Genomic DNA, 13,221 nt, shown 5'->3' with positions numbered 1-13,221 from the left:
GCGTGCTAGTTTTAAGCGCCTCATACAACCCTATACCTTTATCCTAATTAAGGTTAGATTACTATAATTTAAGAATACCCCCCTTTATATTACAACAATATTTCACTTACTGAACCTACAAGTACGTGCATAACGGTTATTAATTGGCCTCAAAAATTATTAACCACCCTTTTTTGTTCAATTAATTTACACCAAAAACTACTTTTCCTTTTAATTTTGTTATCAAATAAAACTATAAATAAATCATGCGTACTATTAAACAGTTTCTTTTTGCTTTAGGTATACTTTGTCATAGTCTGCCAAGTATAAATGCCCAAAATCCTTTGGTTACTCATATGTTTACTGCTGATCCAACAGCACGTGTTTTCGACGGTAAGTTATATGTATTCCCTTCGAGCGATACTTACCCGCCTGCTGGTCGCGAGAAAGAGTTTCCTCGCTTTTGTATGCCAGGATATCATGCCTTTTCGTTGGAAAACGGATCTACCTGGAAAGATCATGGCTGGATTTTAAAGGAAAATGATGTGCCTTGGGGCGAAAAAGATACGTATGCCATGTGGGCACCTGATTGTATCGAGAAAGATGGAAAGTACTACTATTACTATCCTGCTAAACCGAAAAATGACAATGCTTTTCGTAGAATTGGTGTAGGTGTTTCTAAAAATCCTACCGGACCATTTAAATGGGAAAAGAGTTTTATCGAAGGTGTTTCGGGTATTGATCCGGGTTTATTATTAGATGACGACAATAAAGCTTATTTGTTTTTTGGCGGCGGACATGAGTTATACGTAGCTCCTTTGGCCGATAACATGAAAGAAATAACGCAGAAACCTATATTAATTGAAGGCTTACCTGCTGGATACAAAGAGGGTTCTTTCCCTATTAAAAAGGATAGCACTTATTACTTAACCTTTGCGCACGTATTTCCGGATGAAGGATATACGATTGGTTATGCAACCAGCGAAAACCCTATGGGACCGTATACTTACCGTGGAAAAATTATGAATAACATTCATAATGGAACAAACCACCACTCTATTGTTGAATACCAAGGTCAATGGATTTTATTTTACCACTCGTGGGATATTAGTGGGTACAATAAACTACGTTCGATGCGTGCCGATTACATGACCTTTAAAAAGGATGGAACCATTAAAAGAGTAACGCCTACTTTACGCGGTATTGGAACGCCTCAACTGGGAGATACCATTCAGGTGGATAGATACAACGAAATATCGAAGGCTTCAACGGCTTTTGTGGGAGGCGAAAACGAACCAAACGGATGGATGGTGTGTAATACGCAAATGATGGGTTTTGTACGTTTCAACAGAGTTAAATTTGATGGGGCTATAAAAATTCAGGCTCGCGTGGCTTCTGGTCAGCGCACAGGAAGTTTTGAGGTTAGATTAAATAACCCTAAGGGCAAGTTAGTAGCCGAATTTCCGATTGAATATACAGGAGGGTGGAGCTCATGGAAAACCATTGAAGCGGATGTTAAAGAACCCATTACTGGCACACACAATTTAGTGGTTGTGTTTAAATCGGATTGGGGAAGTACAAAAGCAGTTAACTTAAACTGGTTGCTTTTACAGTAATACTTGTTTTAATAAAAATAAATTAAGCAGTTATCTCGTTGAGGTAACTGCTTTTTTATTCTCGATTTTGAAGCCAAGTCATGTATCGGCATCGACAAGTCATTTACGCTAACCACTAAGACATTGCTGGGGATTACAAGTACGTAGGGGAGTCGCCAAGTCATTCATCGGAGTCTCTAAGCGTAAGCAGACACGGCCAAGTCATTTAATATTCATTAATAACAGGGTATTCCTGTTTCATTTAATAGCTGTTTAATTATATTTGTCTGCATAATACCAATTGAGCTATATTTCTTTGAATCGTCTACACTTTATATGGATACTCGTTTGTTTGCTTTTAAGTACTTCACTTAAGGCAAATAGAGGAGCTGTATACCTAAATCAGTTTACCAATATCTCAGATAATAATATTAATATTGATCATTTTTTAGATGAAGTTAGAGCGCAGGTTGGGCAATTTAATAATGCCAACTTTTTCTCTACTATTCCTAATAATGGCCAAGACTCAGCTCTATCCGTGTTGTTTTGGATAAAGCCTTCAAACATTCATTTACACCCAGGTACTGTATTTGGCGAAGATTCTTTATTTAATTTCAGATATTTATCAAACAGAGAGTTGCAGTTTAATCATTTCCTCAAAAAGGATATTAATACAAAGGCTGTATTATGTAACAATCAGTGGCAACACATTGCCTTTACCCTTAATGCTCAAGGTTTATTAAATGTATTTTACGATGGTGAGTGTATTTTAACCGATACCATAGAATCTAAGTGGCATAAAACTCCAAGAAAGAACTATACACTAGGCTCCGACCGCTATAACTTAAATGCAGAAGGGTATATTGATGACTTGAGTATCTATCATCAAGCATTATCTAAACAAAAAGTCAAATTACTTTATCAGCAATCTAAAATAACACCTCCACTTTCACACGATATAAAGGCTTATCTGCCATTGAATAAAAATGTTAAAAGTAAAGTAAAGGTCAATAGTGCAAATGTAATTGGTAGCCACATTCATTTTACTACAGATAAAAATAAAGGCCAGGTAGCAAGCTTTGGTAACGATAGTGCCTTTATTGAGCTTGTTGGTTTTAATTACGACCATCAGTTAACGATAGCTGCATGGGTTAATCCGCACGATAATAAATGGATGATGCCTTTGGCTGGTAATAAAGACTTTAGTTTTAGGTTTACTACTATCAATAAAGAGCTTTGGTTTTCGGTTCCTATGTTATTTACGGTAAAATCCGATCGTTTATGGAAAGAAAACAAGAATGATTGGGTTCATCTGGCTATTTCTGTAAAATACAATCATCAGGTTGAATTCTATGTGAATGGTGAATTAAGCGGATCGCAAGAAATATTAGGAAAAACAGGTGAGTCCAAATCACTTTCTATAGGGAGCAGCATGTGGGGACAAAGCTTTAACGGCTCCATGAGCGAATTTGCTATTTGGAGTAGAGCCTTAGATTCAAACGAAATTAAAAACGTTTACAATGGTCAATTAGCTACGCTTAAGTTTAACAAGGGCATACCGCTATGGCTTATTGTTACAATTGTAGGTATCATCCTTATATTAATCATCAGTATACTATTCTTTGGTAAAAACAAAAAAGAAACAAAGCACCAACCTAAACTTATTCTGAAACAAAATAGCATACAACTAACTGGGATATTCAGGGCTTTTAACCATGAAGGAGAAGATATTACTCAATTATTCTCTCCCACTTTAATTCGTTTACTTGCTTTAATAGTATTGTTTCCCATACTCAAAAACAGAAATATTACTTCTTCTGAGATATCTGATTTTCTGTGGGAAAACGATAGCGCATCGCAACAAAAAAATAACCGCAGTACCAACGTACATCGTTTGCGTAAGATCTTCGAAAACTTTAAAGGAGTGGAATTAGTATACCTTAATAAAGAATGGTTTATTAAAACTGAATCTACTTTTCAGATTGATGTAGTTACAATCAATCAATTATTTAAAAATAATAAGCACAAACCATTGCCCACTTCTATTTCGTTGTGTAAACAGGTAAGAGTAGATACTTTTGACCAGCTTATTCACCTATACGAAGAGAAACATATTACCTACTTAAACCAACTGTGTGTGCATCTGTATAAAGAAAAAAAATACACCTTGGTAATAGATGTAAGCAAGTTATGGATTGAGTTAGCTCCTTTAAATGAAATGGCCATTAAATACCTAGTGGGAGCATCACTAAAGAATAACCAAAAGCAAGAAGCCGTTAATTACCTTGCGCACTTTGCTTCTACTTACAAAAAAATGCTCAACGAAGAATTCTCCTTAACTATTGAGGACTGTGCTAAACTATAGCGGTTATTTCTATCTAATTTAGGGGAATAATTGTATTTACCCCACTTTTTACCCCACAGTTTACCCAAAACTAAACCACTATTTACTTAAATTTGGATTAAACAATAAATATTCAAATTTATGCGACTATCTACATTGGGAAGTATTCTGTGCTTTCTATTATTTTCCTTAAGTGTTTCGGGGCAAACTTATTTTAACGTATTAGATTTTGGAGCTAAAGCCGATGGCAAAACCGTTGACACAAAAGCCCTGCAATCTGCCATTGATGCAGCAAGCAATAACGGTGGAGGAACAGTAATAATTCCCTCAGGTAAAACTGTAGTTTCTGGAACTTTTTACATGAAAGACTATGTAACGTTAAGAGTTGAAAATGGAGCCACACTTCAAGGAAGCAACAACATTGCCGACTATGGTAATGATACACACAAAAACATGTATAAAAAAGAACCTCACATGGATAAGTGTTTTATTTATGCTGCAGGTGCCAAGTCATTTGCTTTTGAAGGTCATGGGGTTATTGATGGTAATGGTCACACCAAGTTTTTTAACCGAAAAACAGGCCGACCAATGATGATGCGTTTTAAAAACTGCGATAAGATTCACATGCGTGATATTACGCTCATCAACCCTGCAGCATGGACATCGGCTTGGTTATACTGTAACGAAATTGTGGTGGACGGAATTCGTATTCATAGTCGTTCAAACGGTAATGGCGACGGATTAGATTTTGACGGCTGTACTAACGTGCGTATTTCGAATAGTTCATTTGATAATAGCGACGATTGTATTTGTCTGCAAGCATCTATGCCCGATAAACCATGTAAGGATGTGGTTATTAGCAATTGCGTATTTGAAACAAAATGGGGAGGCATGAGAATTGGTTTACTATCGCGTGGCGATTTTGAATCGGTAACGGTTACCAATTGCACCTTTAAAAACATACAGGATAGTGGATTAAAAATTCAAATGAACGAGGGAGGAAGCATGAAAAACATGGTATTCTCTAATCTTGTGATGAAAAACGTTCCTCGCCCAATATTTATGACCTTTGCACAACAAAAAGCATGTGTAGATGCGCCAGAAGAAATGTATCCTATGAAGGAAATGAAGAATTTCACTTTTCAGAATATCATTGCCGACAATACAGAACTAGATAAGAACTCAGCTTTCTTTTTAACAGGAATGCCCAATAATTATATCGAAAACATCATCATTAAAGACATTCAATTCTTTGTTTCAGGAGGAGGAACAAAAGAAGATGCGGACAAAAAAGACCATAACGAATATACCTTAGATGTACTTGAAGGTTGGTGGCCCGAATTTAGCAAAGTAGGTACTTTACCAGCATCTGGCATGTTTTTACGCCACATGAAAAATGTGTATGTAGATAATTTTCATATTTATATTGATGGAGAAGACGCCAGAAAACCTATAATTCTGAATGATGTAGTAAATGGTAGAGTTTCAAATGCCTTTATTAATGGTAATAAGATAAAATTGTAGATAAGCCCTGTAAAACTGCTGGAGTTTAATAAATTTCAGCTACTAAGCCTCTAGCATAGCTCTCCTCCTTTTGAAGGAGGAGTACCACGAAGAATGAGTGGGGAGGTGGTTTTATAGAAATAATTATTCAGTATAAAGTATTAAGATATAAGTATAAAGACTTTAGTTTTATACTAAAAAGAAAAAATATGAAGCAACTTATTCTATTATCCCTATTCATTACTATCTCATGCAACTTCTATGCACAAGTTGTTCCGCTATGGGATAAAAAAGACATTCCAAACTATCAGAAATCGAAAGGAAAAGAGGAAGTACCACCCAGAGATATCCTATTTATTAAAAACATACAAGAGCCCACAGTAGAAGTCATGCTTCCATCCAAGCAAAGTGCCAATGGTATGGCTGTACTTATTTGCCCAGGAGGCGGGTATGGTGGTGTTGCATACGATTGGGAAGGTACCGACGTGGGTAAATATTTAAACAGTAAAGGTATTTCTGCCTTTGTACTAAAATACAGAATGCCTCAAGCTGAATCTGTGGTTATTTCGCACAAAGCGCCTTTACAGGATGCTCAACGCGCTATCCGATACATCCGCCATAATGCGAAGAAGTTTAATCTGGATAAGAATAAGATAGGTGTTATGGGCTTCTCTGCCGGAGGACATTTAGCTTCTTCGCTGGGCACTCACTTTACAGAGGCATATTATGAAGCTAAAGATGATATTGATACCGAAATTATCCGACCTGATTTTATGATGCTATTCTATCCTGTTATCAGCATGAAAAAGGGTGTTACTCACAATGGATCGCGCAATAATCTTTTGGGTAAAAATCCTTCGGAGGACTTAGTAAGCGAATTCTCAAATGAATTGCAGGTAACGGAGCAAACACCTCCTACTTTTATTCTTCATTCTGGCGACGACAAAGCCGTACCGGTTGAAAATTCAATCAGAATGTACCAAGCCTTGCTTAAAAACAACGTAAAGGCAACGATGCATATCTATCCTACAGGTGGTCATGGTTACGGATTGGGCAAAAGCAGAGAAGCTGCACCCGACTGGGCAGATTTAGCAACAGAATGGTTTTTAACAATGAATAATTAACACTTTAAAAAAGTCATGTAAATAACGCCCTGAAAGGGCATAATCTAATAGCCCAGAGCAAAGCTCTGGGTTATGCTATATATTAATTATAAACCGATGCATCACCAAGTTTTTCCTTTTACATTTATTATTTGCATCGGAAACTAGTCAATTCAAAAACAATTAGCACTTGCTACCGCATTAATCTTTCGTGTGGTTTAAAAAAGAAGATATTACCAAAATAATCGTGTCATAATAAATAATAGAACTAAAATAATCTACTAGAAACATAAAAAATGAAAAACTTATTTTACCTAGGATTAGCAACTTGCTTATTCTTTATCTCATGTAATCAAGGACCAAAGGTGGCCAACATTGTAGATTATGGAGCAGTTGCAGATAGCTTAACGGTTAACTCAGCTGCCATTCAAAAAGCCATTGATGAATGCAACGCTGCAGGCGGCGGAACAGTAGTAATTCCTGCTGGTAACTTTATATCTGGTACAGTGCTGTTAAAAGATAATGTTACGCTGCATCTTGAAAAAGACGCACAACTAATCGGAAGTAAAAATCCTCAGGATTACATTACCATAGATCCATTTACCGATGCAGTTAATCAGGTACGGGGTAAATGCTTAGTGGGTGCTGAAAACGTTACTAACATTGCCATTACTGGTGAAGGAACAATTATTGGTCGCGGACAATTATTCAAGCGCCCTGAGTTATTAAAAACAATGAAAGAGTTGGGAATTGATAAAAAAGAACTCAATAGCTTTGCTGTCAATCGTCCCTTCTTAATCCGCTTGGTAAAATCAAAGGACATTAGAGTAGAAGGTGTTCATTTAAAAGATCCTGCCGCATGGACCTTGCACATCTTTCAATGCCAAGGTATTTTAGTAGATGGCATTGATATATATTCGCACGCCCATAAAAACAACGATGGTATCGATTTAGATTCAAGTAGAGATGCTATTATCAGAAATTGTAATATCAACAGTGGTGATGATGCGGTTTGTATTAAAAGTACTTCTCCCCTACCAACGCGCGATGTGCACGTTAGCAATTGTAAACTTAAAAGTGATTGGGGAACCATTAAGTTTGGTACCGAATCGATGGGCGATTTTAAAAACATACTTGTTGAAGACTGCGAAATATACGATACCAGAGGTGGTGGCATTAAAATATTAAGTATGGATGGCGCTAACATCGACAGTATTACCATTCGCAACTTAAAAATGACCAATGTTGAGATGCCATTGTTTATTCGATTAGGCGAACGCTTAAGAACTTACCGTAATGCACCCAAACAAAAGGTTGGTTCGATAGATAATATTGTTGTGGAGAATATTACAGCAATTGTTCGCGATACAGCAGATTGTCGTATCAATCCTCCATCGGGTGTTTTAATAACCGGCACACCCAATCACCGAATTGGTAAAGTTACTTTACGCAACTTTGACATCAGCCTACCCGGACATGGCACTAAAGCACAAGCTAAAAACATAGTAGCTGAAGACGAAACCAGATATCCAGAGTTCAGTTTCTTCGGTGTTTTACCTGCCAAAGCCATGTTTGCACGCCATATCGAAAGTCTGGATACAGATGAATTAAATTTTAAAGTCTTAAATAAAGATCAAAGAGAGGATGTAATTTTAATTGACGTGGAAAAAAACAGTAAAAACTGGAATGTTGAAACAGTTAAGTAACGACTGCTGAACCATTATAAAAAATCAAGATTAAAACCAAAGCCTTTATAAATAACGAGAACTATTAGGCACCTGATAAAGTAATTTTACCGCCTTGGATGAAAAAGCATTAAGGAAAATTAAATCAAACGGCACTTATTTTCACCAAATATTAGCTCTATTATCAGTAAGTAGAATCAAAACATAGAAAAATAAAGAAGAACCAAAATAAAATGAAAACAAATCAATTCATAAAATGGAGTTTTATGGTACTATTATGTACCGTATCACTCAACTCTTTTGCTAAAAAGGCAAAAAAGCCCAATGTACTAGTTATCTATACTGATGATCATAGATATTCTGGTGTTCATGCCTTAGGCGGACAAGCTGTTCGTACGCCTAACATGGATCAACTAGCCAATACAGGTATTGTATTCGAAAATGCCTATTTAATGGGTGCTTTTACTGGCGCTACCTGCGTACCTAGTAGAGCAATGTTGCTAACTGGTCGTCAACTTTTTAAATTGGATGGCGTAGGTCGTTCCATTCCTAAAGAACACACCACCATTGGAGAAGCCTTTGGTAATGCAGGTTATAATACACATATGGTGGGCAAATGGCATCAGGATAATCCTTCGCTTGCACGTTCGTTTGATGATGGAGCTTGTGTAATGAGCCGTGGTGTTTATCTGGTTGACCATTGGAGAATGCCATTATGGGATTGGAAAAAAGATGGCGACTACAAAAAGAAAGAAGGCTGGTTGTTGGAATACGACGAAAATGGTAAGGAAGTTAAAAGATTGGTTGATCTTAAAAACGATAAGAGAGGACCTACTGGAACAGAAAAAGACGGTCCGCACACCTCCGAAATTTTCGCTCGTAATGCCATTAAATTCATTAATGAGTACGATGAGAAAGATCCTTATTTTATGTACTTGGCATTCCATGCACCACACGATCCTCGTCAGGCACCTAAAAAGTACAAAGACATGTACCCGGAAGACGAGATTAGCTTATTGCCATCGTACATGCCACAACATCCGTTTGATAATGGTCATTTATTCTTGCGCGATGAAGAACTAGGTCCGTGGCCTCGTACACCAGAGGTAGCACGTAAACATCTATCCGATTATTATGCCATCATCACTCATTTAGATGCTCAAATTGGTAAAGTAATAGCCGCTTTAAAAGAATCTGGTCAGTATGAAAATACAATTATTGTTTTTGCTGGAGATAGTGGCTTAGGCGTAGGTAATCATGGTTTATTAGGCAAGCAAAACGTATACGATGAAGATGGTGTTCATGTACCATTTGTTCTTTCGGGTGGTGCCATTAAAGAGCAAGGCTTGCGTTTAGATGCCTATTGTTATATCCACGATATCTTTCCTACTGTTTGTGATTTAGCCAAAATTGAAAGGCCAGCTTCTGTTACAGGAAAAAGTTTAGTGCCTGTGATTAATGGAGAGAAAGATAAAGTACGAGATTTCACTTACCATGCTTATCGTCAGCACCAACGTGCGTATCGTAAAGGTGATTATAAACTATTAGAATTTGTTAAAGCCCCAGATAAGGATTGGAAATTAGGAGAATTAACGCGAGGATCAAGAACTACCTTATTGTTCAACATTAAAAACGACCCTTGGGAAACCACCAACCTGGCTTTTTTACCAGATTATTTTGACTTGGTTAAAACCATGCAAAAAGAGATGAAAGAAAAAGCGATTGAGTTGGGAGATAGCAATAAAAACACCAAAGAACAATACGACTTCTGGGATTTTTATTAGCGGAGCTACCGTAGCGAAATAATTACTCACGGGGTGACTATTGGCCAGATGCTAATAATCACCCCGTGAGTTTTTTAAAAAAAATCTATGCTTTATTGTTTTATAAATCGAGTTGTATAAACCTTATCGCCTGTAGTAAGTTTAAGCAAATAGATACCAGAAGGTAAATCAGATACTTCAACCGAAGGTACAGCTTCGCCTTTTTGCATCGGCATTGACTTCAACTGCTTTCCATTCATACTTAATACCTCTACTTTACGAACATCATTACCATTTTCCTCTAAAACAATTTGCATTGTTCCCGTTACAGGATTAGGATACACTTTTAGTGCCTTATTTCTAGCCCTCATCTCTCTAACACTAGTATCGCTTTCCTTAACAGTGATATTTTCTACCATATCAGTAAGCTTCTCAAAGCTTCCATTTTCAGGAGTAAACTCTATCACTATTTTATAATCATCAGCTGCAGGAATTTCCGAATCAATTTTCATTGTTCTAGTTAAGGTACGTTTTCCAATTCGCTCAGTACGTATTTCACTAGCCATCACATTATCATCCTTATCTAACAATTGAATTTTTAAGGTACCATTCTCGTATGTTTCATATTCAAATTCAACATCAACTTCGGTGGCATCACCTTCAATTTCAGTCGGAACAGTTAAAATTTCTATAGCAGGCACAATAGCATCTTCTACATTAAAGTAAATATTTGGCTGAATAGATACCGCTTGTGGATCGCTCCAATCAAATCCTTGACGGTGCATATAAACCTTGTAAAAATAATTAGGAGCAATGGTTGTCGCTGAAGAGGTAGTTACATTGATGCTAGCTACTCCACTCCCTGCGTCAACATTTGTATTTCCGCTTCCAAACCAACTTCCATCTGGTTTTCTCATTTCAATGTTAATTTTACAAGCCTCATCGGCCTCATATTTCACATCAATAGCGTAAGATGTTTCGCCTGGTAATAACGAAGTTGGAATGTGATCATCCCATAATTTCTTTTGTAAAGGCTTTGCCACCACATCAAATGTTGTTGTACTAGTCGTAAGTACTGAACTTCCATCTTTAATTTCAAAAACCACCTTGTAACCATTGGCAATGGCCATTTCAGCATCCAAATCGAACTCGGTAAATATTGATTTCACTCCTCGTTCCACATCATACGATTTTTCTCCCAACACATTGTTAGATGGATCATATAAAGTAGCTAGCACCGTTCGTGTACTTGATGCAGAATAGATTAAAGTGGTAGAAAACTCACTCGATGGATATGCGCTTATTGTTTCCTCAAGCCCCTTAACATTATCGCTAGTATTATTAAACTCAGTTTCATCGATATCAACAAGTTTCCAAACTCTCACCCAATCGTACATCACAGCACGCTGTTCTTTAGTACGAAAATCATCCTCGAACATATACTCTTCTGGTTTTGGATTGGTCGCATTCTTTTCATCATCGTCGCCCCAATTATATGTTTCCATTACAATGATAACAGGCATTGGTAAGAAGAAATCACGTTTAGGAGTAATTGTCCCGAAATAGTTATTGTCATTGTAAAACATAGCTGTTTTTTCGTCTTTCCACCACATACCAACGGTATTCCATCCTAATGGCTCGGCAAGATTAGGCGCTTGCACTCCACTATTTGTTGATTCATAAGGTAAACGCTGACACGAACCACCAGCATCACTAAATGGCTTAGTATGTGAATTCACATGCTGAATATTATTAAATGAACCATTGCCATGCTCGTTAAACGGACCAGTATAACCCATATTTTCAATAATATCTAGTTCCGTTGCATATTTAGTATTACAATCATCCGTTGTTGTACCTCGTGAATTCATAAAAACGCCCGACCCCATCGGAAAATCAGACGGTTTTACACGAACCTCGAAATACCCGTACGTTTGTAATACTTTGGTATCCATACCTCCGCCAGCAAAATGATAATCTTTACCATTACCACGCGGAAAACGCTCGTCTTCGTAATACCACATTGGATTCATGCTCATGTAATAATTATTCGAATTGGGATCTTTTACCGGCTCTAAAATTCTTTTATCAAAGGAAGCTGTTCGCCCCCATGAGTCCGCCTTATCGAACAAGCGCCACTTATCTGTATTGGGACTGTTGGCATCAAACTCATCACTCATCTCATGATTTAACACCCATACTTTTCCTGCGGGAGGATCTGGAGGACCTGCCATAAGCATAGTCGCACAAAAGCAAAACAACAATAGCGTGTTGGTAATTCTTTTAAAAGTAGATTTTTGCATGTTATTGAATATTTGATTTCTATTTTTCTGTAAAAAAACGACTTAACTAAATGATATATAGCTAAACCGTAAAGAAATAAGAATCAGAACTGTTTCAATAAACATACTATAAGAATTTGGGGTACTTTTAAATACCCCCCTAAATTCATACCAACTTACCGATATGTAGTTTTTTTTATAATCGAGATTTTATAAAAAATCTGTAGAAAAAACCTTAAACCTTAATTGGTGTATCCTCCTTTTTCAAGATAAAAAAGATATAAATACTCAACACAGCAGCAAACATACACCATACTGATATCATGTATTTTAGATAAAATACTTTTGAAACCACAAACAGCAAAAGCATTAAAATACCTAAATAATTAATGTGTTTGTTACTCGAAAAGACAAAAGGAAAAGCTGCAGGTAAAAGGTAAAAGATACCGCTCCACCAATTGGTACTTTTAAAATGACCTACGGTATAAAAAATATGCTGATGGTCTATTTGTGCAGTTACCTCATAAACAGCCATCCTATAGCCTAACAGAATAAATAGAAATACGCCAAGACTTAAAGAAAAACCTATCCATCTTTTACGCTTTTTGTTCTTCTCTAAAACAAAAGTAGATAATGGTACCCAGACTGGCCAGATTAATTGAGCAAAAATAAGGAAACCAAATGTAGCCACCGAAGTCCAATGAGCGTATTCTGGATTTTCAAGTGCTATCCATAATATGCCTTCAAAAAACTGTTGAACTCCAAACAGCAAAGGAATCATGGCAAATAATACTTGCTCTTTTTTTGTACTCTTTTTTATGGCTAATGCTCCAACTGCTGTAATAACAGCACTTGCACCAAAACTAACTTCCGCAGAAAAACACATAATTTAAATTTTACGAGAAAAATACAGAAAGTAATTGAAGTAACCATGGTAGAATGCCAGAAAACAAAGCAGGGCCACCTA

The 13,221-nt window shown here is 36.8% G+C and carries 8 protein-coding genes; 6 read left to right on the top strand and 2 right to left on the bottom strand.

Annotated elements, in window-relative coordinates; all coding sequences use genetic code 11:
* The first annotated feature begins 245 nt into the window (after positions 1–245).
* The 6 genes from A8L32_RS14360 to A8L32_RS14335 all read left to right on the top strand — a co-directional run bounded on the left by A8L32_RS14360 (position 246) and on the right by A8L32_RS14335 (position 9,993).
* Positions 246–1,595 carry a family 43 glycosylhydrolase gene (locus A8L32_RS14360; protein WP_066631515.1) on the top strand — a complete coding sequence of 450 codons (1,350 nt, stop codon included), beginning with the start codon at positions 246–248 and terminating at the stop codon, positions 1,593–1,595.
* A 295-nt stretch (positions 1,596–1,890) separates the two neighbouring features.
* A complete protein-coding gene (locus A8L32_RS14355) occupies positions 1,891–3,939 on the top strand; it encodes a LamG domain-containing protein (RefSeq protein ID WP_158027248.1) in 2,049 nt (682 codons plus the stop codon).
* A 120-nt stretch (positions 3,940–4,059) separates the two neighbouring features.
* The gene (locus A8L32_RS14350; RefSeq protein WP_066631512.1) at positions 4,060–5,442 is read left to right on the top strand and encodes a glycoside hydrolase family 28 protein; all 1,383 of its coding nucleotides are present in this window, start codon (positions 4,060–4,062) and stop codon (positions 5,440–5,442) included.
* Positions 5,443–5,630: 188 nt separating this feature from the next.
* Positions 5,631–6,545, top strand: coding sequence for an alpha/beta hydrolase (locus tag A8L32_RS14345; protein ID WP_066631511.1), 915 nt, complete (start codon positions 5,631–5,633; stop codon positions 6,543–6,545).
* Positions 6,546–6,820: 275 nt separating this feature from the next.
* Positions 6,821–8,230, top strand: coding sequence for a glycoside hydrolase family 28 protein (locus A8L32_RS14340; protein ID WP_066631509.1), 1,410 nt, complete (start codon positions 6,821–6,823; stop codon positions 8,228–8,230).
* Between the two features lie 245 nt (positions 8,231–8,475).
* Positions 8,476–9,993 carry a sulfatase-like hydrolase/transferase gene (locus A8L32_RS14335; RefSeq protein ID WP_198931786.1) on the top strand — a complete coding sequence of 506 codons (1,518 nt, stop codon included), beginning with the start codon at positions 8,476–8,478 and terminating at the stop codon, positions 9,991–9,993.
* Between the two features lie 92 nt (positions 9,994–10,085).
* Here A8L32_RS14335 and A8L32_RS14330 read toward each other — a convergent pair whose 3' ends face one another.
* Together A8L32_RS14330 and A8L32_RS14325 are read right to left on the bottom strand one after the other, a co-directional pair.
* Positions 10,086–12,275 carry a T9SS type A sorting domain-containing protein gene (locus A8L32_RS14330; protein WP_075590808.1) on the bottom strand — a complete coding sequence of 730 codons (2,190 nt, stop codon included), beginning with the start codon at positions 12,273–12,275 and terminating at the stop codon, positions 10,086–10,088.
* 214 nt (positions 12,276–12,489) lie between these two features.
* The gene (locus tag A8L32_RS14325; protein WP_066631506.1) at positions 12,490–13,140 is read right to left on the bottom strand and encodes a DUF6629 family protein; all 651 of its coding nucleotides are present in this window, start codon (positions 13,138–13,140) and stop codon (positions 12,490–12,492) included.
* Positions 13,141–13,221: the final 81 nt, after the last annotated feature.

The organism is Labilibacter marinus (assembly GCF_001659685.2).
Lineage (GTDB): Bacteria > Bacteroidota > Bacteroidia > Bacteroidales > Marinilabiliaceae > Saccharicrinis > Saccharicrinis marinus.
This window is presented reverse-complemented; position numbering and strand designations above follow the sequence as displayed.